General features: G+C 64.4%; 21 protein-coding genes. 14 read left to right on the top strand and 7 right to left on the bottom strand.

Features of this window, described 5'->3' with window-relative positions:
- From alc to W930_RS0109990, 6 genes are all read left to right on the top strand, one after another.
- Positions 1 to 997, top strand: a 997-nt coding sequence (gene alc / locus W930_RS0110015) for an allantoicase (RefSeq protein WP_028730961.1), incomplete at its 5' end; no start/stop codon positions are given.
- A gap of 164 nt (positions 998 to 1,161) precedes the next feature.
- On the top strand, positions 1,162 to 1,695 hold the full coding sequence (locus W930_RS0110010) for an ureidoglycolate lyase (RefSeq protein ID WP_028730960.1): 534 nt from the start codon (positions 1,162 to 1,164) through the stop codon (positions 1,693 to 1,695).
- A gap of 296 nt (positions 1,696 to 1,991) precedes the next feature.
- A complete protein-coding gene (locus W930_RS0110005) occupies positions 1,992 to 3,416 on the top strand; it encodes a circularly permuted type 2 ATP-grasp protein (protein ID WP_023874177.1) in 1,425 nt (474 codons plus the stop codon).
- A 43-nt stretch (positions 3,417 to 3,459) separates the two neighbouring features.
- Entirely contained in the window at positions 3,460 to 4,458 is a 999-nt protein-coding gene (locus W930_RS0110000) for an alpha-E domain-containing protein (protein WP_023596186.1), read from the top strand.
- A gap of 4 nt (positions 4,459 to 4,462) precedes the next feature.
- Positions 4,463 to 5,269: a transglutaminase family protein gene (locus W930_RS0109995; RefSeq protein WP_023874179.1), complete on the top strand. Its 807-nt coding sequence runs from the start codon at positions 4,463 to 4,465 to the stop codon at positions 5,267 to 5,269.
- A gap of 49 nt (positions 5,270 to 5,318) precedes the next feature.
- Positions 5,319 to 6,167 (top strand): proteasome-type protease, encoded by an 849-nt coding sequence (locus tag W930_RS0109990; protein ID WP_023596184.1) that lies wholly within the window; start codon positions 5,319 to 5,321, stop codon positions 6,165 to 6,167.
- Positions 6,168 to 6,246: 79 nt separating this feature from the next.
- Here the strand turns inward: W930_RS0109990 and W930_RS0109985 are convergent, their stop codons facing one another.
- The 3 genes from W930_RS0109985 to uraH form a co-directional block, all read right to left on the bottom strand.
- Positions 6,247 to 7,626, bottom strand: a complete 1,380-nt coding sequence (locus W930_RS0109985) for an MATE family efflux transporter (protein ID WP_023874181.1) — start codon at positions 7,624 to 7,626, stop codon at positions 6,247 to 6,249.
- Between the two features lie 454 nt (positions 7,627 to 8,080).
- The gene (locus W930_RS0109980; RefSeq protein WP_023874182.1) at positions 8,081 to 9,286 is read right to left on the bottom strand and encodes a urate hydroxylase PuuD; all 1,206 of its coding nucleotides are present in this window, start codon (positions 9,284 to 9,286) and stop codon (positions 8,081 to 8,083) included.
- Between the two features lie 42 nt (positions 9,287 to 9,328).
- On the bottom strand, positions 9,329 to 9,679 hold the full coding sequence (gene uraH / locus W930_RS0109975; RefSeq protein WP_023874183.1) for a hydroxyisourate hydrolase: 351 nt from the start codon (positions 9,677 to 9,679) through the stop codon (positions 9,329 to 9,331).
- A 437-nt stretch (positions 9,680 to 10,116) separates the two neighbouring features.
- On the opposite strand from uraH, the gene W930_RS0109970 reads away from it, so the two are divergent.
- Positions 10,117 to 11,484, top strand: a complete 1,368-nt coding sequence (locus tag W930_RS0109970; protein ID WP_023596179.1) for a nucleobase:cation symporter-2 family protein — start codon at positions 10,117 to 10,119, stop codon at positions 11,482 to 11,484.
- Positions 11,484 to 12,842, top strand: coding sequence for an 8-oxoguanine deaminase (locus W930_RS0109965; RefSeq protein WP_036642179.1), 1,359 nt, complete (start codon positions 11,484 to 11,486; stop codon positions 12,840 to 12,842). The genes W930_RS0109970 and W930_RS0109965 overlap by 1 nt, the downstream gene beginning before the upstream one ends.
- 191 nt (positions 12,843 to 13,033) lie before the next feature.
- On the opposite strand, the gene W930_RS0109960 is transcribed toward W930_RS0109965, so the two are convergent.
- Positions 13,034 to 13,972 carry a LysR substrate-binding domain-containing protein gene (locus W930_RS0109960; protein ID WP_023596177.1) on the bottom strand — a complete coding sequence of 313 codons (939 nt, stop codon included), beginning with the start codon at positions 13,970 to 13,972 and terminating at the stop codon, positions 13,034 to 13,036.
- A gap of 252 nt (positions 13,973 to 14,224) precedes the next feature.
- Here W930_RS0109960 and W930_RS0109955 point away from each other — a divergent pair, with 252 nt between their 5' ends.
- From W930_RS0109955 to W930_RS0109930, 6 genes are all read left to right on the top strand, one after another.
- The gene (locus tag W930_RS0109955; protein WP_023874188.1) at positions 14,225 to 15,784 is read left to right on the top strand and encodes an ABC transporter ATP-binding protein; all 1,560 of its coding nucleotides are present in this window, start codon (positions 14,225 to 14,227) and stop codon (positions 15,782 to 15,784) included.
- Between the two features lie 93 nt (positions 15,785 to 15,877).
- A complete protein-coding gene (locus tag W930_RS0109950; protein WP_023596175.1) occupies positions 15,878 to 16,984 on the top strand; it encodes an ABC transporter permease in 1,107 nt (368 codons plus the stop codon).
- 10 nt (positions 16,985 to 16,994) lie between these two features.
- Complete coding sequence (locus W930_RS0109945) at positions 16,995 to 17,924, top strand: ABC transporter permease (RefSeq protein ID WP_023874189.1); 930 nt, start codon at positions 16,995 to 16,997, stop codon at positions 17,922 to 17,924.
- 77 nt (positions 17,925 to 18,001) lie between these two features.
- A complete protein-coding gene (locus tag W930_RS0109940) occupies positions 18,002 to 19,150 on the top strand; it encodes a BMP family ABC transporter substrate-binding protein (protein WP_023874190.1) in 1,149 nt (382 codons plus the stop codon).
- 655 nt (positions 19,151 to 19,805) lie between these two features.
- Positions 19,806 to 21,401, top strand: coding sequence for an ABC-F family ATPase (locus tag W930_RS0109935; RefSeq protein ID WP_023596172.1), 1,596 nt, complete (start codon positions 19,806 to 19,808; stop codon positions 21,399 to 21,401).
- Between the two features lie 343 nt (positions 21,402 to 21,744).
- Positions 21,745 to 23,178: an aldehyde dehydrogenase family protein gene (locus W930_RS0109930; protein WP_023874191.1), complete on the top strand. Its 1,434-nt coding sequence runs from the start codon at positions 21,745 to 21,747 to the stop codon at positions 23,176 to 23,178.
- Here the strand turns inward: W930_RS0109930 and W930_RS0109925 are convergent.
- From W930_RS0109925 to W930_RS0109915, 3 genes are all read right to left on the bottom strand, one after another.
- Positions 23,159 to 23,374 (bottom strand): DUF1289 domain-containing protein, encoded by a 216-nt coding sequence (locus tag W930_RS0109925; protein WP_023596170.1) that lies wholly within the window; start codon positions 23,372 to 23,374, stop codon positions 23,159 to 23,161. The genes W930_RS0109930 and W930_RS0109925 overlap by 20 nt on opposite strands.
- 162 nt (positions 23,375 to 23,536) lie before the next feature.
- On the bottom strand, positions 23,537 to 24,829 hold the full coding sequence (locus W930_RS0109920) for a phospholipase A (protein WP_023874192.1): 1,293 nt from the start codon (positions 24,827 to 24,829) through the stop codon (positions 23,537 to 23,539).
- A gap of 47 nt (positions 24,830 to 24,876) precedes the next feature.
- Positions 24,877 to 26,553 (bottom strand): sensor domain-containing diguanylate cyclase, encoded by a 1,677-nt coding sequence (locus W930_RS0109915; protein ID WP_023874194.1) that lies wholly within the window; start codon positions 26,551 to 26,553, stop codon positions 24,877 to 24,879.
- Positions 26,554 to 26,571 lie beyond the last annotated feature (18 nt).

Below are 26,571 nucleotides of genomic sequence, written 5' to 3'. Positions count from 1 at the left end.
CGCACCGGAATTCGTGCGCCGATATGTGAATCTGGCCGATCCTCGCCTGGGCGCGCAGGCATTGGAGGCCAGCGACGAGTTCTTCGCGGCCAAGGAGCGCATGCTCAATCCCGAGCCGGCCGTGTTCATCCCGGGCAAGTACGACGACAACGGCAAGTGGATGGACGGTTGGGAGACGCGTCGCAAGCGCGTGAACGGGCATGACTGGTGCATCGTCAGGCTGGCGCGCCCGGGTGTGCTGTTCGGCGTCGATCTCGACACCAGCCACTTCACCGGCAACTTCCCGCCGGCGGCCTCGCTCGAGGGGTGCTACAGCCCCGGGGGGGCACCGGGAGAATCGGCGCAGTGGTTCGAGTTGTTGCCGTCGACCACGTTGCAGGGTAACGCGCACCACTACCATGCCATTGCCGAGCAGCGTCCGGCCACCCATGTGCGCGTGAACCTGTATCCGGATGGTGGTCTGGCGCGTCTGCGCCTGTACGGCCTGCCGCAGAGCGACTGGGCGGGACGCTCGCGTGACGAGCTCATCGACCTCATCGCGATGGAGAACGGGGGATACGTGGTGGCCGCGAACAACCAGCACTTCGGGTTGGCGTCGAACCTGTTGATGCCGGGTCGCGGGGTGAACATGGGCGATGGATGGGAGACGCGTCGGCGTCGCGAGCCGGGCAACGACTGGGCGATCATTGCGCTGGCGCAGCCGGGCGAGATCGCGAAGATCGAAGTGGACACCGCGCACTTCAAGGGCAACTTCCCCGACCGGTGCTCGATACAGGCGGCGTATGTGACTGGAGGCACCGAGCAGTCGTTGATCACGCAGTCCATGTTCTGGCCGGTGTTGTTGCCCGAGCAGAAATTGGCGATGGACAAGCAGTTCCACTTCGAGGCGCCGGTGCAGAAGCTCGGTGCGATCACGCACATCCGGTTCAACATCATTCCGGACGGGGGCGTATCGCGCCTGCGTTTGTGGGGGCGATTGAGCGACAGGAAGGCGTAGGCAGGCGCAGCAAAAAGGGGGGGCGCGAGCGGCACCGGACCCACTCGTCGCGCGGGCATCACACGCATGACGGGCGTGATGAGGGGTTCAGAAGCATGGTGTCCTTGCTGCGAGCCGATGGTTCGCGGGACGGGATGGCAAATGCGAGGAAAAGGGAGTGTGACATGGCGGGTGCGGCGTTGAAGATCGAGCGGTTGACGCGAGAGGCGTTTGCGGAGTTTGGCGACGTGATCGAGTTGGAGGGGGCGAAGCATTTCGCGATCAACGGGGGCACGACCGAGCGATATCACGATCTGGCGACGGTGGATCTGGGGCCGGAGGGTGGGCGACCGTTGGTGAACGTCTTCCGGGGTCAGCCGAGGCAGTTGCCGTACGAGGTGAGGATGTTGGAGCGTCACCCGCTGGGTAGCCAGGCGTTCATCCCGTTGAAGACGACGCCGTATCTGGTGGTGGTGGCGCCGGCGGGCGAGTTGGACGTGAGTCGTATGCGGGCGTTCGTCTCGGATGGATGGCAGGGCGTGAATTATGCGAGGGGGGTATGGCATCACCCGTTGCTGGCGTTGGAAGAAGTGAGTGACTTCGTGGTGGTGGATCGGGGTGGCGAGGGGCACAACTGTGACGAGCAGGATTTGCCGGCAGCTTATCTGCTGACGCAGGCGGCGTTGGATGTGGTGCAGAAGGCGCGAAAGGCTGCTTAAGACTGCGTGTGTTTTTGAGGCAGGCGAGACATTGGAAGCGGGCTGCAAGAGAGAACGCCGGGGAGAGATCCTCGGCGTTTTGCGTTGGTAGCGGGAGATTTTTCACCGGCATGGTGCGTGGCCGTCGGCACGAAAGCGGTGCATGGCCGGCGTAAGAAGCGATGCGGGGGCGCGCGTAGCGGAGCGGAAATGGCGGTCGCACCGAAAAAGCGCACCGGGTCGGCGCGAGAATCGCAGGGCGCCCCGCCGGGCATGGATATTGCTCGATCTCGATACGGCAATCTGCGGAGAAGCGTATGGTCGAGAGCTACAACGAGATGGCGAGCATCACGGGGACGACGCGCTCGCACTACCGTCGGTTCGACGACTGGCTCAAATGTCAGTCCGACGATGTCCTGCACCACAAGCGCGCCGAGGCCGATCTGGCATTTCGTCGCGTCGGCATCACCTTTGCCGTATATGGGAACGAAGCCGGAACGGAGCGCCTCATTCCGTTTGACCTGATTCCCCGGATCATTCCGGCGCACGAGTGGCAAACCTTGCAGAGCGGTTTGCGCCAGCGGGTCGAGGCGCTGAACAAGTTCATCCACGACGTGTATCACGATCAGGACATCTTGCGCGCCGGCGTCATTCCGGCGGAGCAGGTGTTGAAGAACGCGCAGTACCGTCCGGAGATGCAGGGGGTGGATGTCCCGGGCGACATCTACTCGCACATCGCGGGGGTGGACGTGGTGCGGGCCGGCACGGGCGACGACGGCGAGTTCTACGTGCTCGAAGACAACCTGCGTGTTCCGTCCGGTGTGTCCTACATGCTGGAGAATCGCAAGATGATGATGCGATTGTTCCCCGAGCTGTTCGCAAGGAATCGCATCGCACCGGTCGAGCACTACCCCGACCTGCTGCTCGACAGCCTGCGCGCGGTCGCCCCCGCGGGCGTTGACGATCCCACGGTCGTCGTCATGACGCCGGGCATCTACAACTCGGCATATTTCGAGCATGCATTCCTTGCGCAGCAGATGGGCATCGAGCTCGTCGAGGGGCAGGACCTTTTCGTCGAAGACAATCTCGTCTACATGCGCACGACCAACGGCCCCAGGCGTGTGGACGTCATCTACCGCCGCATCGACGACGACTTCCTCGACCCACTCGCGTTTCGCGCCGACTCCACGCTCGGCGTGCCGGGACTGCTGAGCGTCTACCGGGCGGGGCGCGTCACATTGGCCAATGCCATCGGCACCGGCGTTGCCGACGACAAATCCATTTACCCGTTCGTGCCGGACATGATCGAGTTCTATCTCGGCGAGAAGCCGATCCTGAACAATGTACCGACGTACCAGTGCCGGCGCGCCGACGATCTTGCCTATACGCTGGACCATCTGGGGGATCTGGTCGTCAAGGAAGTCCACGGCGCCGGCGGTTACGGCATGCTGGTCGGTCCTGCGGCGACGAAAGCCGAAATCGAGGCGTTTCGCGAGCGGCTCGTCGCCAGGCCCGACGGCTACATCGCCCAGCCCACCCTGGCGCTGTCGGCATGTCCGACTTTCGTCGAGGCGGGTATCGCGCCCAGGCACATCGACCTGCGCCCGTTCGTGCTGTCGTCGGGCAAGGGGGTGACCATGGTGCCGGGTGGGCTCACGCGCGTTGCCCTGACCGAAGGATCGCTCGTCGTCAATTCCTCGCAGGGCGGGGGCACGAAAGACACCTGGGTTCTGGAGAAATGAGCATGCCTGCCGGCGATCCCTCGCAACCCAACGGGAAGAAATCATGCTAAGCCGTACCGCCGACCACCTGTTCTGGATGGCTCGCTACATGGAGCGGGCCGAGAATACCGCGCGCCTGCTCGACGTCAACCTGCAAAACCTGCTGCTGCCGCAAGACCTCGGCGACGAAGACGACGATGTCGACATCGCGCACGCGCTCTCGGCCGGCATCGACAACGAGGCGGGATGGCGCGCCACGTTGCGCATCTCCGAGCTGGAGCCTGCATTCAATCGCAAGCACGCACGCGCGACCCGGGCCAATGTTCTTGACTTCGTGGTGCGCGATCGCGACAACCCGTCGAGCATTGCGTGCTGCCTGGCCGCCGCCCGCGAGAACGCGCGCGCCGTGCGGGGAACGCTCACGACTGAGCTCTGGGAAACCGTCAACAGTACCTGGCTCGAGTTCCCTCGCATGCTCGATCTGCTGGAGCGCGATCCGGCCCACCTGTTCGAATGGGTCAAGGTTCGCTCGCATCTCTCGCGCGGCGTGAGCTTCGGCACGCTGTTCCAGGACGATGCCTTCTACTTCACGCGCCTGGGCCTGTTCCTCGAGCGCGCGGACAACACCGCCCGGATCCTCGACGTGCGCTTTCACGAGGCTGTGCGGGCCGACAAGGCGGGCCCCGACGCGTCGCATCCGACGGACTTCTACTACTGGTCTGCCGTGTTGCGCAGCGTGTCCGGATTCGAGATCTACCGGAAGGTGTATCGCGACGTGATCACGCCCGAGCGCGTCGTCGAGTTGCTCATGCTCAATGCCCATATGCCGCGCTCGTTGCTCGCGTCGCTCAACGGCGTGTGCGAAAACCTCGCAACGCTCGCCAACGCGCAGTCCGGCGATGTCGAGCGCTATGCCGGCAAACTCCACGCGGAGCTGAAGTACACCGACATCCGGCAAATTCAGCAGCAAGGCCTGCATCCCGTCCTGACCGAGTTTCTCGAGCGAGTCTCCGTGCTCGGCAACAAGATCAGCCAGACATTCCTGATCCCGCTGGCGGCCTGACACCATGCGCCTGATCATCCGTCACGAAACCACCTACCGGTACGACACACCGGTGCGCTACACCATCCAGCAGCTTCGGCTCACGCCGGGCGCCTCGCAGGCGCAGCGCGTGCTGCAATGGCGCTTGAGCGCGCCGGGTAAACTCACGCCGTCGCGCGACGCATTCGGCAACGACATGCACACGCTGGTGCTGCATCAGGCGCACGACGAGATCCATCTGCTCGCCGAGGGCGAGGTCGACACCACGCGGCTCGTCGACGGCAGGCTCGACGAAACGAGCCACGCCGTGCCGGTGTTATGCTTCGCCAGCGCCACACCGCTGACCGGGCGCAGTGACGCGATCGACGCGCTTGCCGCCGATGCCGGGGTGGGCACGCCCGCGGGGTTGCTCGCGCTCGCGGCGTCCATTTGCGAGCGGGTCGACTATGCGTCCGGCATCACCGCCGTGACCAGCACCGCCGCGCAGGCGATGGCGCTGGGGCGGGGCGTGTGTCAGGATCACGCCCACCTCATGCTTGCCGTGTGCCGGGCGCGTGGCGTGCCGGCGCGCTACGTGAGCGGCTATATCGATCCGGGCGACGTGCCGCACGCCGCCAGTCACGCCTGGGTCGACGTGTGGGTGGACGGGGCGGGGTGGGTGAGCATCGACGTGACCCATGCGTGCTTCGCCAGCGGCAACTATTGCCGTCTGGCGGTGGGACGCGACTACGAATCCGCCGCCCCCGTGAGAGGCATGCGCAGCGGCGGCGCGAGCGAGGCGCTGCACGTGTCGGTCAGCGTCGACACCGTGCCGCCCGATCAACAACAATAGCGTGACACGTGACGAGGCGGCGCGCCTCGCACGGCGAGACAGGAACGACATGACGTATTGCGTGGCCATGAAGCTCGATGCCGGGCTGGTCTTTCTCTCCGATACCCGTACCAACGCGGGCGTCGATCACGTGAGCACCTTCCGCAAGATGCTCGTTTTCGAGCGTCCCGGCGAGCGCGTGATCGTGCTGCTCTCGGCGGGCAATCTTGCGCTCACGCAGGCGGTGCGCCAGCAACTCGTCGAAGCGCGCGATACCGAAACGTTATGGACCGCCAAGACCATGGGCGATGTGGCCCGTGTGGTCGGGCAGGCCATCCGCGACGTTTATGCCCGCGACGCCAAATCGCTCGAGGCGTTCGGCGTCGACTTCAATTGCAGCTTCCTGCTCGGCGGACAGATTGCCGGCGCGAAGAGCCGACTGTTCCAGCTGTACTCGGCAGGCAACTTCATCGAGGCGTCGTCCGTCAATCCGTACTTCCAGATCGGCGAATCCAAATACGGCAAGCCGATCATCGACCGGCTCGTCACGCCCGCCACGTCGCTTGACGATGGCGCCAAGTGCGCGCTCATCTCGATGGACTCGACGTTGCGCTCCAACATCTCCGTGGGACTGCCGCTCGACTTGCTCGTCTACGAGGAGGACAGCCTGCGCGTGACGCGTTTCGCGTCGCTCGATGACGATAACGTCTACTACAAGATGATTCACGACACGTGGGGTTCGCGATTGCGTCAGGTGTTCGACGAGTTGCCCGAGCCGCAATGGGCGGCGAGCGACACCGCCAATGTGCCCGCGTCGCTGCCGCCACGCGCGGCCCCCCCAGACGGCATGCCCGGTGCGGAGGACGCCGGGAGCGTCCAGTCGCTCGCGCAGACGGTGTCGCTTCGCATGCCATCCTGAGCGGGCGGCAGGAGAGGCCGCCGCATCCGGCTGACACGCGCGATGGGCCTGTGGATGCGGGCGTGCCGGATAGGGGCGTCTATGCCGGCATCGCGCCGTGATGGCGATGCTGCTTGCGATACAGCCACACGCTGAGCGCCAGCGTTACCGCCTCCGTGGCCAGCAACGTGTACCAGATGCCGTCGCCCCCGAGCAGGGCGTCAAGCACCCAAAGGATGCCCAGCAGCAGAATCCAGCTTCGCAGCATGGCGATGACCGCCGACGGTCCCGGCGCTTCGAGCGCTGTCAGATAGCCCGCGACGACCAGGTTGCCCGCCGCCGGCAAAAACGCCAGCGCATACCAGACGACCGCATGCTCCAGGATCGACCATGCCGCGCCGCCTGCCGGCAGGAAGAGGAACGTCAGCGGACGTGCCAAGGTTGCCATCGCGAGCGCGACGATGAACGAAAATCCGATGACGGCGAACGCCCCTAACCGGAACGAGGCGCGCAACGCCTGCGCGTTGCGCGCGCCGCGGTAGAAACTGATCATCGGCTGCATGCTCTGCACGAGCGCGACCATCGTGACCGTCGCGCCGAGCGTCATGTATTCCAGGATGGCGTAGGCGGCCAGCCCGGGCTCGCCGAAGTGCACGAGAATCACCCGGTTGAAGACGAACACCGTCAACGCCGGGGCGATGGCGCCGAGAAACTCCGACGCGCCGTTGTACATGGCGCGCCATACGTGGTTTTGTCCGTTGCCGCCAAATGCCGGACGCGCGGGCACGACACGTTTTGCGAGCACGAGATGGTAGGCGAACATGACACTGCTCGACACCATCATCGACAACCCGGTCGCGAGCGACGCACCATACATGCCCATCTCGCGAACCGCGATGAACCAATAGTCGAGTGCGACGTTGGCCAGTGCACCGAGCACCATCGCGTACAGGCCGAAACGCGCCGCGGGGGCGCCTTCGACGCGAAGGAATAACTCCATCGCATAGAGCCCGTTCGCGAACAGCACAAACCAGCCCCAGCCAGACAGATAGGCGACGACGTGCGGTGTGATGGCGCCGCTCGCACCCAACGCAGCGGCGATGTCGTGCTTGAACGCGAGCACACCCGCGCTCATCGCGACGCCCGCGGCAAACATCACCCAAAGGACCTGCGAAAATGCGCGACGGGCTTCGGCGTGACGCGCCTCGCCGAGCAGGCGCGCAATGAGCGTCGCGCCGCCGACGCCGACCATCACGCTTAGCGCATAAGGCACGTAAAGCAGCGGCACCACCAGATTCAGCGCGGCGAGCGCCTGTTCACCGACGTATCGGCCGATGAAGATGCCGTCAATCAGCGTATAGACCGTGTAGACCCAGCCCGAAAGGATGGTCGGCACGGCGAGCGAGGTAAATTCCTTGAGCAGGGACGTCCTCGCGCCCTGCGTTGGATTGCAGTGATGGGTTGTATTGGAAAGAGACATGGTCCCCTCGATGACATTGCACCGCGTCGTGTCGGGACGCGGCTCACCGTGGCTTGCATATCCGGGACATGAAAGACGTCGGAACGGGGGAGGGTTGCCGCTCGCGCGCAAGCGATGGCGTGAGCGCTCCGCCTCGCCGATGCGCACGTTGGCGCGTTCAGCGAGGCAGGCGGGCGGACGGAGGGAACATCGCCTGGTGCAGATGCACCCACACGACGCCCTGGCGGGAGGCACAGAAAAGAAGGAAATTCATGATGTTTGTCGATCGCGTCCGAGTGACGGGCGCCTCTGACAGACACTGGCGGTCATGCCGGAGTTCCCCGAAGTGACCGCCACCGGCTGCGCCGGCAAGTTCGCCCGGACTCCCATCGTGGAAGGCCACGAATGGCAAGCGTAAAAAAAGGGGCGCCGAAGCGCCCCAACATGGGTCCAGCAAGAAAGACGGACGCTCGCGTTATTGTTGTGCACCGCCGTTGAACCAGGCGGCGATCTTCTGGCGTTCGGCGTCGGTCATCTGGGTCACGTTGCCCAGCGGCATCGACTTGAGCGCCACGGCTTGCTGATAGATGCGCTGTGCGTTCTGCGAGATCTCGGCCGGCGTATCGAGCATCACGCCAGCCGGGGCGCTGCCCATCATCGTCGGCTTGGCCGAGTGGCACGTGGCACAACGCTGCGTGAGAATCGGCTGGATCTCCGAGAGCTTCACCGCCGGTGCGGCGGCTTCGCCATGTGCCCCGGCAGCCGGCGCCGGCGTGGGGCGCGGTGCGGCGAACACGGCAACGCCGGCGAGCAATGCGGCGCCCGCCACGGGAAGTGCGTACAGGTTCTTGCCCGCGTGACGCAGCACGAAGAACTGACGAATCATTGCGCCCGCGGCCATGATGATCGTCAGGATCACCCAGTTGTACGGGTTGCTGTACGTGAACGCGTAGTGGTTGCTGATCATGATGAACACGACCGGCAGCGTGAAATAGGTGTTGTGCACCGACCGCTGCTTGCCCAGCTTGCCCCAGATCGGGTTGGGCACTTCGCCCTTGGCCAGCGCGGCCACGCTCTTGCGCTGCCCCGGGATGATCCAGAAGAACACGTTCGCCGACATCGACGTCGCCATCATCGCGCCAACGATCAGATACGCGGCGCGACCGGCAAATATATGCGTCGTCGCGTACGTGGCGGCCACCACGAACAGCGCCACGGCAATGCCCAGCACACGTTCGTTCTTGCCGAGCATGCGGCACAGGAAATCGTAGACGAACCAGCCGCCGATCAGGAATGCCAGCGCAATCCCCACCGCCTGACCCGGTTGCAGGTCCATGACGTTCTTGTCGATCAGGTACGTCTGCGGCTGGAGCAGGTACAGCACGCAGAACAGCGCGAAGCCCGACAGCCACGTGGTGTACGACTTCCACTTCGACCAGTGCAGGTCCTCGGGCATCTGTGGTGGTGAGTTCAGATACTTCTGGGCATGGTAAAAGCCGCCGCCGTGCACCGACCACATCTCGCCGAACACACCTTTCTGCTTGTCCTCGGCGGCCTTGGGCGGCTTCAGCCCGTTGTCCAGCATCACGAAATAGAACGACTCGCCAATCCAGGCGATGGCTGCCACTACGTGCAACCACCGAAGCAACAGGTTGACCCAGTCGGTAATAAACGCTTCCATCTTATGTTCTCCTCAACTGCCTGACGTTCACGCTCGCGCTTGTCAGCTGCCGCGATACGTGGAAAAGCTCCACGGCGACACCAGAAGCGGCACGTGGTAATGCTGGGACGGCTCGGCAATGCCGAATCGCAGGACAACGCGATCCACGAATCGCGGCGACGGCACTTCCACGCCTTGCGCGGCGAAATAGTCGCCCGCGTGGAACACCAGCTCATATTCGCCCGCGACGAAGTCGTCGCCTTCGAGCAGCGGCTTGTCGCAGCGGCCGTCGCTGTTCGTGTGCACGTCGCGCAGCGCGCGACGCTCGCCGTCCACGCGCCACAGCTCCACACGGATGCCCGAGCCGGGCTTGCCGTGCGATGTATCAAGTACGTGGGTAGTCAGTCGTCCCATGGTGTCTCCTGTGATGGATGGGTGCATTGTAGGGAGATGGCAGCCGGGCAACGCGCGCAATACCAAAGATAAAAACGCGCACATACCATGTCGCGCCAGACAAAAAGATGACCGGCATCAAACGCGCATCGCCATAGGGGCAAGCGTAGGTCGAATGCCTCGCATTGGGGTATCCGAGGACCACTATGGGCTTTGGTTATCTCGTGCATAACACGATTCATATGAAGCCTTATCGCGAGGAGAGACGCATCGCCCGGAAAGCCCAATGGGTACGTACATTCTCGGGGAAAACCCGAGAGGCAGGATACGTATTCATGCATACGTTCCATGAAAAAAACACTATAGCCCCCGGCGGTCTTGCCGCGAAAGGCGTCGACCTGCACCATTGAGCCACCCCAAAAAATCAATCAAACAGCCCCCCCTGGGACGGAGACGCAATGAGTGTGACAACCAAAGCCGTGGATCCGGTCGACGAGCGACTGCCGATCGGAAAATTGTTCATGCTGGGCCTGCAACACGTGCTGGTGATGTACGCGGGTGCGGTAGCCGTGCCGCTCATCATTGGCGGCGCCCTTGGACTGCCCAAGGATCAGATTGCCTTTCTCATTTCCGCGGACCTGATGTGCTGCGGAATCGCCACGCTGCTGCAAAGCGTGGGCGTGGGCCGCTTCGGCATTCGCATGCCCGTCATCATGGCCGTGACCTTCGCGGCCGTGGGCCCCATGCTCGCCATCGGCACCAATCCGTCACTGGGGTTGCCCGGGATCTTCGGCGCAACGATCGCGGCAGGGATCATCGGCACGCTGCTCGCGCCCGTGATCGGCAAACTGCTGCGTTTCTTTCCGCCGATCGTGACGGGCATCGTCATCACGTCCATCGGCCTGACGATCATCGGCGTGGGTATCAACTGGGCCGCCGGCGGCGTGGGCAATCCCGACTACGGCGACCCGGTATATCTCGGCGTGTCGTTCGCGGTGCTCATCTTCATCCTGCTGATTACGCGCTTCGTGAAAGGCTTTTTCTCGAACATCGCGGTGTTGCTCGGCATTCTGTTCGGATTCGCCATCGCGCTGATGCTCCACAAGGTCAACTTCGACGGACTCGACCAGGTGAAGTGGTTCGACGTCGTGCTGCCGTTCCACTTCGGCATGCCCGTGTTCGATCCGTGGGCCATTGTCACGCTCACCATCGTCATGCTGATCACGTTCATCGAGTCGACCGGCATGTTCCTCGCCCTCGGCGAGATCGTCGGCAAGCCCGTCGATGAAAAGGCCCTCGTTGCGGGCCTGCGCGTCGATGGCCTGGGCACCGTCATTGGCGGCGTGTTCAATACGTTCCCCCACACGTCGTTCTCGCAGAACATCGGGCTGGTGGGGGTGACGGGCGTCAAGAGCCGCTGGGTATGCGCGGCGGCCGGGGTCATCCTGCTCGTGTTCGGGCTGATTCCGAAGATGTCCGTCGTTGTCGCATCGATCCCGCAATTCGTGCTGGGCGGCGCCGGTGTAGTGATGTTCGGCATGGTGCTCGCCACCGGCATCAAGATCCTTGCCAAGGTCGATTACGCGAAAAATCGCTACAACCTGTACATTGTGGCCATCAGCGTCGGCATGGCGATGATTCCGGTCGCATCGAACAAGTTCTTCTCGAAGATGCCCGAACAGCTCGCGCCGCTGCTGCATAGCGGGATTCTGCTCGCCACGCTCTCGGCCGTGATCCTGAACGCCTACTTCAACGGCTTCAAGGCCCCGGAGGCCAACGGCCACGGCGAGACGAACGGCAATGGCATGGGGCTGGAGGCGCATTGATGAAAACGCTGCTCGTCAAGAATGCCGATGTGCTGGTGACGATGGACGCAGGCCGCCGCGAAATCGCGCGTGGCGGGCTGTACGTCGAGGACAACCGGATCGTGGCGGTGGGCACCAGCGACGCGCTGCCGGCGAGTGCTGACGAAGTGCTCGACCTGACGGGGCACGTTGTCATCCCCGGTCTGGTCAACACGCATCACCACATGTACCAGAGCCTCACCCGCGCGCTGCCCGCCGCGCAGGACGGCGAACTGTTCAACTGGCTCACGAACCTGTATCCGGTGTGGGCCAACCTCACGCCGGAGATGATTCGCGTCTCGACGCAAACCGCCATGGCCGAGCTGCTGCTCTCCGGCTGCACCACGTCGAGCGATCACCTGTATATCTACCCGAACGGCTGCAGGCTCGATCACAGCATCGAAGCCGCCGCCGAGATCGGCATGCGGTTTCATGCGAGCCGCGGCAGCATGAGCGTGGGGCAGAGCCAGGGCGGCCTGCCGCCCGATCGCGTGGTGGAGCGCGAAGACGAGATTCTCAAAGACACCCAGCGACTCATCGAGACTTACCACGACGCCGGCCGTTACGCGATGCTGCGCGTGGTCGTGGCGCCGTGCTCGCCGTTTTCCGTGAGCCGCGACCTGATGCGCGAATCGGCGTCGATGGCGCGCCACTTCGGGGTGTCGCTGCACACGCACCTGGCAGAGAACGTCAACGACATCGCCTACAGCCGCGAAACGTTCGGCATGACCCCCGCCGAGTACGCGCAGGACCTCGGCTGGGTCGGCCACGACGTTTGGCACGCGCACTGTGTGCAACTCGACGACGCCGGCATCGCGCTCTTTGCCAGGACAGGCACGGGCGTGGCGCATTGCCCATGCTCCAACATGCGTCTCGCCTCGGGCATCGCCCCGATTCGCCGCATGCGCGACGCCGGCGTGCCGGTCGGTCTCGGTGTCGATGGCTCGGCGTCGAACGACGCGGGCAACATGATCAACGAAGCGCGTCAGGCGCTGCTGCTGCAGCGTGTCGGGTTCGGCCCGGACGCGATGACGGCGCGCGAGGCGCTGGAGATCGCCACCTTGGGCGGTGCGCGCGTGTTGGGCCGCGACGACATTGGCAGGCTCGCCCCTGGCATGGCCGCCGACTTCGTGGCGTTCGACACACGCGGTATCGGCATGGCTGGCGGCCTGCACGATCCCGTGGCGGCGCTCGTCTTCTGTAATCCTGGACAAGCTGCGTACAGCGTGGTGAACGGTCGGGTGGTGGTGCGGGAAGGGCGTCTGGCGACGCTCGACCTGCCGTCGCTCGTCACGCGTCACAACGCGCTGGCGCGGCAACTGGCCGAGGCCTCCCGATAGCGCGTTGCCACGCCGGTGCCATATTCATGGTGTGGGACTCGGCGTGACACCGAGCAAGCGGGACGTCGGGGTGGAGTTCCCGTGCATGGGGAACGCCGCCGTGCGGTTCGGCGGAGCGGTGGGGGCCGCTCCGCCGGTAAAACCGGCGCGCCAACGACGGCCAATGACGGATCGAGAAAGCTCAGGACGGATCAGGACGGAGTGCGGGCTTCGAGCAACGTGCGTGTTGCATCCGAGATCACGCTGCGCAGCCAGCGCACCTCGTCCGAATAGTGCGTGCGCTCATGCCACAACTGGTAATACTGCATCGGCGGGAAATCGATGGGCGCCTCGACCACCGTGAGCGGCAGGAATTCGGCGTAGTGATCGGCGAACAGGCGTGTCGTCGTGAAAATCAGGTCCGACTTGAGCAAAACGTAAGGTGCCAGATTGAAGTACGGAATCGTGACTACGACATTGCGCTTCAGACGCTCGCGCGCCAGGTGCATGTCGATGGCGCCGCGCTGGGCGACCGAGTACGGTGTGGGCGCGAGGTGCGGGCTGCCGAGGTACTGCTCCAGCGTAAGGCCGCGCTTGGCGTAAGGGTGCGTATTACGCACCAGACACACGATCTGGTCGACGAACAGGTTCGAGAGATGCAACTGCTCGGGCGGCTCCGGCCAGTTGCCGATGACGATGTCGACCTTGCCGTCCTCGAGCGCGTGCTCGTAGTCGAAGGCGGGGCCGAGCGAATGCAGTTCGAGTTGCGCGTTGGGCGCCTGCTGACGGAAACGTTCGACTACCGTGGGCACGAACAGCGTGTTCAGATAATCGGGCGACCCGATGCGAAACGTGCGCACGGTGGTTGCCGGATCGAAATTCGATTGCTGCACCGTAATGCGTTCGATCTCACGCAATGCGTTTTGCGTCGGCTCGAGCAACGACTGACCGTATTCCGTGGGCACCATGCCCGATTTGCCGCGCACCAGCAGCGGATCGCCGGTGATGTCGCGCAAGCGGCGCAGTGCCGCGCTGATCGCCGGTTGCGATTGATTCAGCTTGACGGCCGCCCGCGTCACACTGCGCTCGATCAACAGCGTGTGAAGAACGCGCAGCAAATAGGTGTCGATCGGTTCGCGGTTTTGGCTCATGAGAAATATAACGATCCGAATATGTCGGACCCGGAATTGCATAAGTAAATCATTATGAAGCACAAGCTGCCGGGGCTCCATAGCGAAAACCCTTATCACCAAAGTCGACGCTTGTCGCGCCCGTCGCATGGGGCGTTGCCGTCTTATTGATACACGCTCGACATTTCGCCGCGAATTGGGTATTTTCGTCCCCGCCCGAAGCCTGACCTGTCAGGCCGGCCAAGCCAGCAGACCCCGACCGAGACCGCGCCAGTGACATCCCCTTCGCAAGCCGCGCAAGCCACGCCACGTCTGGCGCTGACCGGCATCACCAAACGTTACCCGAGCGTGGTGGCCAACGACGACATCGCATTGTGCGTGTTGCCCGGCGAGATCCACGCCGTGCTGGGCGAAAACGGGGCGGGCAAAAGCACGTTGATGAAGATCATCTACGGCGCGGTGCGCCCCGACGCGGGGGAAATCCGCTGGGAAGGACGACCGGTCCGCATCGACAGCCCGGCCGCCGCGCGCAAGCTCGGCATCGGCATGGTGTTCCAGCATTTCTCCCTGTTCGAGACGCTCACCGTCGCGGAGAACATCTCGCTTGCGCTGGACGACGCCGGGCACGATCTCAGGGCGCTCGCGGCCCGCATCCGCGACGTGTCCGGCCAGTACGGCCTCGAAGTCGATCCCATGCGTTACGTGCATAGCCTGTCCGTGGGGGAGCGCCAGCGCGTGGAAATCGTGAGGTGCCTGTTGCAGAATCCGCGATTGCTCATCATGGACGAGCCCACTTCGGTGCTCACGCCGCAAGCTGTCCAGAAGTTGTTCGCCACGCTGCGCCGCCTGGCTTCGGAGGGTTGCAGCATCGTCTATATCAGCCACAAGCTCGACGAAATCCGCGATCTGTGCGACCGCGCCACAGTGCTGCGCGGCGGACGCGTGGCGGGCCACGCGGTGCCGCGCGACGAGACGGCCGAGACGCTCGCGCAACTGATGATCGGGCGCGCCTTGCCGCGGATCGAGCGGCGCCCGCATCAACCGGGCGAGGCACTGCTGTCGCTGCGCTCGCTCAGCATGGCGAGCGACGACCCGTTTGGCACCGCGCTCCAGCGCATCGATCTCGACGTGCACGCCGGCGAGATCGTGGGCATTGCCGGCGTCTCCGGCAACGGCCAGGCCGAATTGCTCGCCGCGCTCTCGGGAGAGGTCAGGGCCCCGTTGGCCGACGCGATTCGGCTCAACGGCCGCGCCGTCGGGCGCATGGGTGCTGCCACGCGACGGCGTCTCGGATTGGCTTTCGTGCCGGAGGAACGCCTCGGGCGCGGGGCCGTGCCCGCCATGTCGCTGACCGACAATGCGTTGCTGGGCGCGTCCGGCACGGCACATCTCGGATTGCTGCGCGGCGGATGGATTCGTCTCGGCGCGTTGCGCCGGTTCGCTTCGCTGTGCATCGACCGGTTCAACGTGAAGGCGGGCGGCCCCGACGCCGTGGCCCAGAGTCTGTCGGGCGGGAACCTCCAGAAGTTCATCGTCGGGCGCGAGATTCTGCAGGAGCCCCGGGTTCTGGTGGTTGCGCAACCCACCTGGGGCGTCGACGTAGGGGCGGCCAGCTTCATTCGCCAGCAACTGCTCGATCTGTCGGCGCGCGGTGTGGCAGTGCTGGTGCTATCCGAAGAACTCGACGAACTTTTCGAAATTTGTGACCGGATCACGGTGCTGGCACAGGGACGTCTGTCGCCCGTGCGCCAGCCCGAGCAGACCGATTCGCGCGAGATCGGCTTGTGGATGGCCGGGATGTTCCCCGGCGGGCCGGGCGAGCGCGCCGCCTGAGTCAGACGCCATTGCCATCGTCGGCGCTGGCGCCGTGAATATGGCTGCCGCCGCCCAAACGTATTTATCGGTTTCCATCGATCACCAGACACCATGTTCGATCTCATGCTTGAGCCGCGGCCCAGTCCCTCCCGCAGCATGCGGCTTGTGATGCCGCTCATCGCCACGCTCATCACGCTCGCCGGCGGGGTGCTCATCTTCAGTTTTCTCGGCAAGAACCCCGCCCAGGCCATGGCCGCGTTCTTCCTGGCGCCCATCAGCAGTCTGAATGGCTGGTCGGAACTGTTGCTCAAGGCGTCGCCGTTGTGTCTCATCGCGCTGGGACTTGCCATCGGCTATCGCGCGAATGTCTGGAACATCGGCGCGGAAGGGCAGTTGCTGCTCGGCGGGATTTTCGCGTCCGGCGTTGCCATCCATTTCGACGGCCACGGCGGGCCCTGGCTGCTGCCGCTGATGATGGTCGCCGGTGCGTTGGGCGGCATGCTGTGGGCGGCGATTCCCGCATTGCTGCGCGTGCGCTTCAACGCAAACGAAATTCTCGTGAGCCTGATGCTGACGTACGTGGCCACGCAATTGCTGATTTACCTCGTGAGCGGTCCGTGGCAGGACCCGCACGGCATGAACTTCCCGCAGTCCATCAGCTTCGGCCGCGACGCGCTGTTTCCACGCTTCTTCGGCGACTGGCACTGGGCGCCGTGGCGCGGCACGCGACTGAACGCGTCCGTCTTCATGGCCGTGTTGGCGGTCCCCGCGGCGTGGTGTTTCATGCGCAAGAGTTTCGCGGGCTATCGCATGGAGGTGGGAGGCCTCGCGCCGCTGGCCGCGCGCTACGCGGGATATTCGGAACCGCGCGCGGTCTGGCTTGCGTTGCTCATTGGCGGGGCGGCGGCGGGGCTTGCGGGAACGGGCGAAGTCGCCGGGCCGGTCGGCCAGCTTCAGGCGACGTGGGCGCCGGGCTATGGATTCACGGCCATCATCGTGGCGTTCGTCGGGCGTCTGCATCCGGTGGGCATCGTGCTGGCGAGCCTGCTCATGGCGCTGCTGTACCTTGGCGGCGAAGCCGTGCAGACGTCGCTGCAATTGCCCAAGGCCATCAGTGGCGTCTTCCAGGGGTTGTTGCTGTTCAGTCTGCTGGGCTGCGACGTTTTCGTGACTTACCGACTTCGCCGCCGCGTCCGCGCGCAGGCGAGCGAAGCCTGAGGAGCGGCGCATGGACTGGATTCACTGGCTCACACCGCTGGCGGCAAGTGCCGTGATCGCGGCCATTCCCCTGATGCTCGCCGCGCTGGGCGAGCTGGTCACCGAGAAGTCGGGGGTGCTCAACCTCGGCGTGGAGGGCACCATGCTCATGGGCGCCATCGGTGCATTCGCCGTCACCGTGCAAACGGGCAGCCTCTGGCTCGGCGTACTCGCGGGCGTGGCGGCCGGCGTTGCGATGTCGGGCGTGTTCGCCTGGCTCACGCTGTCGTTGATGGCCAATCAGGTGGCCACGGGACTTGCGCTCACGATCTTCGGCGTCGGCCTGTCCGCCTATGTGGGCCGTCCATACACCGACGCCACGATCCCGATGCTGCGCGACATGCCGATTCCGGGCCTGTCGTCGATTCCCGTGCTGGGGCCGTCGATCTTCTCGCTCAACCCGCTCGGCTATCTGTCGATCGTGCTGCTCGCGGCGATCGCCGGGTTCCTGTATCGCACACGCGCCGGTCTGGTGCTGCGCTCGATTGGCGAAGCGCCCGCCGTGGCCCATGCCATCGGGTATCCGGTGGTGCGTATCCGGTATTTCGCGACGCTGTTCGGCGGCGCGATGTCGGGACTGGCGGGCGCCTATTACTCGGTAGGCTATCTGCGGCTGTGGCAGGAGAACCTGACGGCCGGGCGCGGCTGGATCGCGCTGGCGCTGGTGGTGTTCGCCACCTGGCGTCCCGGCCGCACGGCGCTGGGGGCATTGCTCTTCGGCGTGGTCATGGCGCTTCAGTTTCAGGCGCAGGCGATGGGCGTGCGGATTCCTTCGCAGGTGCTGGCAAGCCTGCCGTATCTCGCCACGATCGTGGTGCTGGTGGTCATCTCGCGCAATCGGCAGACGATTCGCCTGAACGCGCCCGCATCGCTCGGCAAGCCGTTCTTCGCCGGGTCCTGACACCCCGGGCCGGCGGTGCCCGTTCGGTGTGCGACAACAGAATCAACCTGAAACAATCGATGACGAGGAGAGAATCGATGCGACGTAAAGTCCTGATCACGATGGCCAGCCTGGCGGCGGCCATGCTGGTGAGCGCCTGCGGCAAGCAGGAGAACAACACGGCCAGTGCGCCGGCGGCAGCTTCGGATGCGCAGGCGTCGGCCGCCGCGGCGGGCAAGGGCCCCATGGGCGTGGCATTTGTCTACATCGGCAACCCGGGCGACGCGGGCTGGACCTATGCCCACGAGCAGGGCGCCAGGGCCGTCGAGGCCAAGTTCGGCGACAAGGTGAGCGTGACCCGGGTGGAGAACGTGCCCGAGGGCGCCGACTCCGAGCGCGTGTTCCGCGATCTCGCGAGCAAGGGCAACAAGCTGATTTTCGGCACGTCGTTCGGTTACATGGATTCGATGGTCAAGACCGCGGCTGACTTTCCCGATGTGACGTTCGAGCACGCCACCGGCTTCAAGACCGCGCCAAATCTCGGCACGTACGACGTGCGCACGTATGAAGGCGCGCATCTGGCGGGCGTGGTCGGCGGTCATGTGACCAAGACCAACGTGATCGGCTACGTGGCATCGGTGCCGATTCCCGAGGTGATCCGCAACATCGACGCCTTCGCCATCGCCGCGCGCGAAGTCAATCCGAAGGTCAAGGTGAAGGTCGTATGGATCAACAGCTGGTTCGACCCGGGCAAGGAGCGTCAGGCCGCTGAATCGCTCGTGGGGCAGGGCGCCGACGTGCTGATGCAGAACGTCGACTCGGCTGTGGTCATGCAAGTGGCCGAAGAGAAGAAGATCCACGCCTTCGGCTGGGACTCGGACATGAGCAAGTTCGGCCCGAATGCGCATCTGGCGTCGGCCGCCATCGACTGGAGCAAGTACTACGTCCGCACGGTCGAGGAAGTGATGCAGGGATCGTGGAAGAACACGCCGGTCTGGGGGGGCATCAAGGAAGACGAGATCAACCTGGTGGCGATCAACGACAAGGCGGTGCCTGAAGCGGTGCGCAAGGCCGTGACCGCACGCCACGACGCGATCCGGGACGGCAAGTACGACCCGTTCACCGGCCCGATCAAAGGGCAGGACGGCAAGGAAATCGTGCCGGCCGGCAAGACGCTCAACGACGACGAGAAGCACCAGATCAACTGGTTCGTCGAGGGCGTGGAAGGCTCGCTACCGAAGCAGTGAGCCAGTGGGCCGTCTTGCGACGGCGCAGCGCGATGACGGAAAACCGCCGGTCTTGCCGGCGGTTTTTTTATGGTGCCGAATGCCCCTGCGGCTTGTCGACGCCGCCGATCACTCCTGGGCGGCGCGGGCCGCGTCGGCGGCCGGTGGCACCGGTCGAGCCGGCTGGACCGATGGCGCGGTCGGGACGGATGCCTGAGCGGAATTGTCTGCGCCACCCGCCGGCAACGACAGCGGCTGCCGTTCGGTGCGCGTCGGGCGAGAGGGGCACTGGGGAGGCTGCGGGCGCACGTGGCGCATGTGGCGTGACAGGTGTGACAGGTGTGACAGGTGGGAAGGCGACGTCGCGCCGAGGTTGACAGTCATGTGAAGGTTCTCTGACAGGGTGGTGTCGCCGGTGCGACCGCTCGGTGGCACCGGGGCATTGGACCGGGGGGCCTTGTCGCCCCCGACGCGAGGCGTCGTCGGAGCGAGCGAGCCGTGACGGCGCGAGGCAGCCTAAGGCCGGTGGGCGCCCGTGTCCGTGCTGCGCGTCAAATTTGGGAACGTTCACAGGACGGGAGGGGGCGCAGGGGGCGCACGACACGCATCGGTGTTAAAATGTCCGGTTTCGTGGCGCAATTTTGTGCCACCGCACCTCATCTCCCGGATACCGCCTGTGCTGTCTACTGCCAATATCACGATGCAATTCGGCGCCAAGCCGCTCTTCGAGAACATCTCCGTCAAATTTGGCGGGGGTAACCGCTACGGCCTGATCGGCGCCAACGGTTGCGGCAAGTCGACATTCATGAAGATTTTGGGCGGGGATCTGGAGCCGAGCAGCGGCAATGTCATGCTCGAACCGAACGTGCGTCTGGGCAAGCTCAAGCAGGACCAGTTCGCGTATGAAGACATGCGCGTGCTCGACGTCGTGATGATGGGGCACACCGAAATGTGGGCCGCCATGAGCGAGCGCGATGCCATCTACGCGAATCCGGAAGCCACGGACGACGACTACATGCACGCCGCCGAGCTCGAGGCGAAGTTCGCCGAGTACGACGGTTACACCGCCGAGGCGCGTGCCGGCGAACTGCTGCTGGGCGTGGGCATCCCGACGGACCAGCACCAGGGGCTGATGAGCAACGTCGCGCCTGGCTGGAAGCTGCGTGTGCTGCTGGCGCAGGCGCTGTTCTCGAATCCGGACGTGCTGCTGCTCGACGAACCGACCAACAACCTGGACATCAACACGATCCGCTGGCTGGAAGACGTGCTCAACGAGCGTAATTCCACCATGATCATCATTTCGCACGATCGCCACTTCCTGAACGCCGTGTGCACGCACATGGCCGATATGGACTACGGCACGCTGACCATCTATCCGGGCAACTACGACGACTACATGCTGGCGTCGGCGCAGGCCCGCGAGCGGCAGATGGCAGCGAACACGAAGGCGAAGGAACGCATCTCCGACCTTCAGGATTTCGTGCGTCGCTTCTCGGCGAACAAGTCGAAGGCGCGTCAGGCGACGAGCCGTCTCAAGCAGATCGACAAGATCAAGGTCGAGGACGTCAAGCCGTCCTCGCGCCAGAACCCGTTCATCCGCTTCGAGTTCGAGAAGAAGCTGCACAACCTTGCGTTCGAATTCGAAGGGATCTCGAAGGCTTACGACCGTCAGATCTTCAAGAACTTCACGGGCGCGGTGCGTGCCGGCGAACGCGTCGCGATCATCGGCGAGAACGGTGCCGGCAAGACGACGCTGCTGCGCAGTCTGATGACCGATTTGCCGATCGACGCGGGTAACGTGAAGTGGGCCGAGAACGCCAACATCGGTTACATGCCGCAGGACACGTCCGAGGCGTTCCCGGAAGACGTCACGCTGACCGACTGGATGACGCAGTGGGGCAAGGAGGGCGACGACGACCAGGTGATCCGCGGCTCGCTCGGTCGGCTGCTCTTCGGCGGTGACGATGTGCGCAAGTCGGTTCGCGTGCTCTCCGGCGGCGAGAAGGGGCGCATGATCTGGGGCAAGCTGATGCTGGGCCGCCACAACGTGCTGATGATGGACGAGCCCACCAACCACATGGACATGGAATCGATCGAATCGCTGCAGATCGCGCTCGACAAGTATCCGGGGACGCTGGTCTTCGTGTCGCACGACCGTGAATTCGTGTCGGGCCTCGCCACGCGCGTGATCGAAGTGAAGAGCGACGGCACGCTGGTCGATTACCAGGGCACTTACGACGAATACCTGGCGAGCCAGGGCGTCGAGGTCTAAGGCGTCTCCGGAATCGGCGAAAGCATCCTGGTGCGCGTCGTGTGTGCCGGGTTGCCGACCGGGCGCGACAGGTGGGGTCCCCTGACGGGGCGCTTGCATGGCAGGCGCCCCGTTTTTGTTTGCGGGTGAAATCCGTGCACCATCCGGCCGATATCGACCCACCGCGTGCATGGCGCACTGGCGCCGGGGCAGACGTTGCAACCGCGCTTTCTGTCTGATGGCCTCCTGGGAATAGCGGAAGTCGCGTATCGGCCTTCGCCGATTTCGGCGCGAAGTGGCGAAAGCGCGGGGTGGGCGCACTACAATGGGTGTTCGTTGCGGAACTCCCTTCAGGAGACATTGCATGATGACGTACGACAAGTTTTTCATCGACGGTCAATGGGTTGCCCCGATCGGGCGCGGCACGCTGGACGTCTTTCACTCGGCCGATGGCACGCTCATGGGCCGCATTCCCGAAGGCGATGCGGCCGATGCGGAGGCGGCCATCGCCGCAGCGCGCAAGGCGCGCGATGCCTGGGCGGCAACGACGCCGGCGGAACGCGCGGGTTACCTGCGCAAGATCGCGGCGGGCCTGAAGGCCCGCACCGACGCGCTGGCGGAGGTCATGACCGGCGAGACCGGCATGCCGATCAAGCTGGTGCGTGCGATTCAGGTCGGTGGGCCCGTGTATCACTGGAACAAGTACGCGGAGTTGGCGCAGACGTTCGAGTTCGAGGCGCGCGTCGGCAATTCGCTGGTGGTGCGCGAGCCGGTGGGGGTTGTCGGGGCGATCACGCCGTGGAACTACCCGTTGAACCAGATCACGCTTAAGGTGGCGCCGGCGCTGGCGGCCGGTTGCACGGTGGTGCTCAAGCCGTCCGAAGTGGCGCCGTTCAATGCGTTCATGCTTGCCGAGGTGATCGCCGAATCGGGCTTGCCGGCTGGCGTATTCAACCTGGTCACCGGACTCGGCCCGGTCGTTGGCGAAGTGCTGGCACGTCATCCGGATGTCGACATGGTCTCGTTTACCGGGTCGACGCGAGCGGGCAAGCGCGTATCCGAAGTGGCGTCGCAAACGGTCAAGCGCGTAGCCCTGGAGTTGGGCGGGAAGTCGGCATCCGTGGTGCTCGACGATGCCGACTTTGCCGCGGCGGTGAAGGGGACGCTCAACGCGTGCTATCTCAATTCGGGGCAAACCTGCTCGGCGCATACGCGCATGTTGGTGCCGGCGTCGCGCTACGACGAGGTCAAGGCGCTGGTGAAGGATGCCGTTGCGCGCTTCACGCTGGGCGACCCGCGCGAGGAAGCGACGCGTCTTGGGCCGCTGGCTTCGGCGGCACAACGCGAGCGCGTGCAGCACTACATTCGCAAGGGATTGGCGGAGGGGGCGGAACTGATTGCCGGCGGCGATGCCGTGCCCGAAGGCTTCGAAGCGGGTTTTTTCGTGCAGCCGACGGTGTTGGGGCGTGTCACGCCGGACGCGACCGTGGCGCAGGAGGAAATTTTCGGCCCGGTATTGTCGATCATCACCTATCAGGACGAGGCCGATGCCGTGCGCATTGCCAACGACTCGATCTACGGATTGGGCGGAGGCGTGTGGTCAGGCGACGAGGCGCGGGCGGTGCGTGTGGCGCGTCAGATCCGCACGGGGCAGGTCGACATCAACGGCGGGGAGTTCAACGTTCAGGCACCGTTCGGCGGTTTCAAGCAGTCCGGGCATGGCCGTGAGAACGGTGTCTATGGCTTCGAGGAATTCCTCGAATACAAGTCGCTTCAGTTCAAGTCGGCGAAGTCGTAGCGCCGTTGTCGCAGAAACGCATGGCCGTGCCGTCGCGCGTGATGCGTTCCCACACGGCCGCTTTCTCCTCGTCGCTGAAGAACACCCAGTTGGACACTTCGGAGGCGGTGCGGCCGCACCCCTTGCAGACGTCGTCGAAGAGCGTCGAGCAAACGCCAATACAAGGGCTGTCGGGGCGGTCGTGCAGTTCGGACATAAAGGATATTTCGGATTGGGCTGCGAGGGAGGGTGGCGTCGCGCCATTATCTCACCGATGGCGATGCCGGTTTTGATTCCCCCTATGTCCCGGGGGGCGACGGGTGGACATTGCGGACGGATTCGGGGTAGACGGGCGATGGTTGCCGTTGCCGCGGCGGGGCTACCAACGGAATACGCTGTAACCGATCCGCACCTGTGACGGCGAATGCCGGTTGTAGTCGAGCATGTCTTCGCCGTAGCCCGTGAAGTAACCGAGCCAAAGATAGCCGCCGGTTCCCGGAATCAGCTTGCCCAGGGGATACGTCACCTGAACGTCCACACTGCCGTAGTTGCGTTTCATGCCCTTGCGCAGCGTTGCGCCGATCTGCCAACCGTTCGGCTTGCCCCACAAAACAAGCAGATCCATGTAGCCGCGATAGTTCTGGATGTCGGGGTTGTCTTTTTTCTCGACATACGCATAGAACTTTGGCGCGATCGTCCAGTGATAGTCGGACAGATTGCCGAACTTGAAGATGGGTTTGACGAACACCGTGTTAATGCTACGGGAATCGGTGCCGGCCTTGCCATTGGATTCGTGCTCGAACCCGGCGGCGACGCCCAGCGACGAAAACCAGCCGGCGCGTACGCCGGTATCGGGGACGTAGTAGAACAGACTCGGCCGGTAGTTCGAATCCCGGAACGGGGCCGATTCGGCTTCGAGATCCCAGATCGACAGTTGGGTATAGCCGAAATACAGATTGTCGAGGAAGGCCTTCGACGTCGGATTGTCCGGCTTCAGGATGTGGAACTTGAAGCTCAACTGGAAGCGCGCATTGGCATCGCCGTTCTTCCCAAAGGCAATGTACATCGGCTCATTGGACGAGATGCGCGCGAACTCGGTGTCGCTGGTGGGGGCAATCACGTCGGGGGATGCCGCGGCCGATGCGCCGGAGGCGGCAGGAGCGGAAGGGGCGGCGGGCACGGCCGACGATGCACCTCCCCTGCCCGAAGGCGCCGGTGCAGCTGCCACCATCGGCTCTGCCGGCGCGGCCCGATCGAGCACGATGGTGGTCGTCGATGCATCCCAGTCGACGGGCTCGATACGCACCGAGCCGCGCCATTCGGCGGGCAATACTGCGGAGTACGAAATGCGCCGGAACTGGCCGTTCGAGAGCGTGACTTCGGACGGTTCGAGCGCGGCGCGCTTGAGGTGCAGCAGCGTGGGCTTGAAGTCGTCGTTGGAGACGCGCACGACGATCTCGGCCGGTACTTTGATCGTCTTGCGTCCGGGGGTGTCCTGGGTGGCGAGCAGGATGAGCTGGAGCGGTGCGCCGCCGGCCAGCGCGCGTGGCGGTTGCAATAGCGAGAGATCGGCGTGGGCTGTCTGGCTCAGGGCCAGGCAGAGCGCCGTCGCCCCGCATTGCAGGACGCGCAGCGGCGATGGGGCGAATGTGGCGAAATTCGTCTTGGGCATCGGTCCGGTCTGGGTTGGCGACCCCGGGCCGGTGAGCCCGAAGTCCGTTACGATCCGCCTCGGGTGAGGTCCCGGAGGTCGGATTCACGGGCGCAACGATCGCGTCCGTGAGATTTGGCAAGATAAAGCGCCGCATCGGCACGTCTGAGCCATGCATTGGCGTCATCGCGAGGGTGCCATTGCGCGACACCGGCGCTGATCGTGAATTGAAGCGTCCGGTCGTCGACGGGAATGCGGCTGGTGTGAACGGCGTCGCGCAGCCGCTCGGCGGCGTCAAAGGCTCGGGCCTCCGTTGCACCACTCAGGATGATAGCGAATTCTTCGCCACCCAAACGACCACAAATGTCATCTTCGCGTAACGATTCGTGACAAAGGTGGACGAAGTGGGCCAGAACCGTATCGCCGCGTGCATGCCCCCAGGTGTCGTTGATCTGCTTGAAATGGTCGAGATCCACGAGTATGACGCAGGCAGGCATGCCGGTCGCCTCGGCCCGCGCGACTTCCGAATTCAGGCGCTTGAGGAAGTGGCCGCGCGACAGCGCCCCTGTGAGCGCATCGTATTTGACTTCATGCTCGAGCGCGGCATTCTTGGCGAGAGTGTCGGACAGTTGAAGTTTTTCTCGACGCAGGTACCTAACCAGCAGGTACAGCGCGCCAGCGGAGCTTAGCAGCAAGGCAAACACCAGGACTGCGTAGCGGCGGCGTTCGATGGACAGGCTGCCGAGCGTGGGCGCCTCGCTCATGGTGTAGATCACGAGATCGTCGTCGGTCGACACCTCGGCTTCCAGCAGGAACGGCTGGTTGTCCGGGCGTATGCGAACGAGACGGGCCACGTGTTTTCCGGTGTCGCCGCTGCCCTTGTGCCGGAAGATCGCGGGCGTGCCGGGCGCAAGATCGTATGCCTCGATGGGGACTACGGTGAAGTCTTCCCGCTTGTACAGATGACGCCGTTCGTCGGGCGTCATGCGGAAGACCCTGGCGCCGGGCACGGCCAAGCCGGTGAATGTCGGATCGTTGGCGAGCAGGATGACGCCATTGGGGTCCGTAACAAACGAAGCACCGGTATCCACCCAGTGCGACAGTCTGCGAATGCCGAGCTTGACCACCACCACGCCGACGAGACGGCCGTCGTGATAGACCGGCGCCGTGAAGTAGATCCCGGGGAGCCCCGTCTTGCGTCCGATGACGTATTGCTGGCCCGCTCCGCCGAGCACGGCCGCATTGAAGTACGCGCGGTCGCCGAAGTTGTCGCCGACGAGCGGATTCGCCGTGTCGGCGTCGCTCGAGGCGATCGTCACGCCGTCGGACGTGCCCAGCCAGACGAGATCGGCGCCGAAGTACTGTTGCGCGGCGCTCAGCAGCGCGTTCACGGGTTTGAGTTGCGGGTTGGCAAGCAGCGCGTGTCTGGCCACCTTTGGCGGCAGGCGCTTCACCGGTTGGGCGTCGATGGCGGCGGCGGCATCCTGAATCTGCCCGATCTGCGCAAGCACGCGGGGAATGCCGCGAATGAGCATCAGGTCCTGATTGACCGTATGGACCGTACCATGAGCCAGCCGGCTGGCGATACTGCGCTCTTCGAAGAGCAGGCGCGCCGAACGGCTCGCCACGAGTTGATCGGCGGCGAAGCGGGCGAAGGCCCAGGCAGCAAGCACACCCAGCAGGATGGTCGTGCCGCTTAGCAGGGCGGAAACGGTGCGGCGGCGATTGAACAAAGCGTTGAGCAACGGCAAATGCGGGTGCAG

The sequence above is a fragment of the Pandoraea sp. E26 genome (assembly GCF_000681415.1).
Taxonomy (GTDB): domain Bacteria; phylum Pseudomonadota; class Gammaproteobacteria; order Burkholderiales; family Burkholderiaceae; genus Pandoraea; species Pandoraea pnomenusa.
Note: the sequence above shows the minus strand (reverse complement) of the source record. Positions and strands in the feature narration are given on the sequence as shown.

Coding starts and splice junctions, on each gene's coding strand:
- W930_RS0110010 (WP_028730960.1), top strand. CDS start 1,162: ATGGCGGGTGCGGCGTTGAAGATCGAGCGGTTGACGCGAGAGGCGTTT.
- uraH (WP_023874183.1), bottom strand. CDS start 9,679: ATGGGACGACTGACTACCCACGTACTTGATACATCGCACGGCAAGCCC.
- W930_RS0109950 (WP_023596175.1), top strand. CDS start 15,878: ATGTTCGATCTCATGCTTGAGCCGCGGCCCAGTCCCTCCCGCAGCATG.
- W930_RS0109960 (WP_023596177.1), bottom strand. CDS start 13,972: ATGAGCCAAAACCGCGAACCGATCGACACCTATTTGCTGCGCGTTCTT.
- W930_RS0109995 (WP_023874179.1), top strand. CDS start 4,463: ATGCGCCTGATCATCCGTCACGAAACCACCTACCGGTACGACACACCG.
- W930_RS0109940 (WP_023874190.1), top strand. CDS start 18,002: ATGCGACGTAAAGTCCTGATCACGATGGCCAGCCTGGCGGCGGCCATG.
- W930_RS0109980 (WP_023874182.1), bottom strand. CDS start 9,286: ATGGAAGCGTTTATTACCGACTGGGTCAACCTGTTGCTTCGGTGGTTG.
- W930_RS0109990 (WP_023596184.1), top strand. CDS start 5,319: ATGACGTATTGCGTGGCCATGAAGCTCGATGCCGGGCTGGTCTTTCTC.
- W930_RS0109930 (WP_023874191.1), top strand. CDS start 21,745: ATGATGACGTACGACAAGTTTTTCATCGACGGTCAATGGGTTGCCCCG.
- W930_RS0109970 (WP_023596179.1), top strand. CDS start 10,117: ATGAGTGTGACAACCAAAGCCGTGGATCCGGTCGACGAGCGACTGCCG.
- W930_RS0109920 (WP_023874192.1), bottom strand. CDS start 24,829: ATGCCCAAGACGAATTTCGCCACATTCGCCCCATCGCCGCTGCGCGTC.
- W930_RS0110000 (WP_023596186.1), top strand. CDS start 3,460: ATGCTAAGCCGTACCGCCGACCACCTGTTCTGGATGGCTCGCTACATG.
- W930_RS0109965 (WP_036642179.1), top strand. CDS start 11,484: ATGAAAACGCTGCTCGTCAAGAATGCCGATGTGCTGGTGACGATGGAC.
- W930_RS0110005 (WP_023874177.1), top strand. CDS start 1,992: ATGGTCGAGAGCTACAACGAGATGGCGAGCATCACGGGGACGACGCGC.
- W930_RS0109945 (WP_023874189.1), top strand. CDS start 16,995: ATGGACTGGATTCACTGGCTCACACCGCTGGCGGCAAGTGCCGTGATC.
- W930_RS0109985 (WP_023874181.1), bottom strand. CDS start 7,626: ATGTCTCTTTCCAATACAACCCATCACTGCAATCCAACGCAGGGCGCG.
- W930_RS0109925 (WP_023596170.1), bottom strand. CDS start 23,374: ATGTCCGAACTGCACGACCGCCCCGACAGCCCTTGTATTGGCGTTTGC.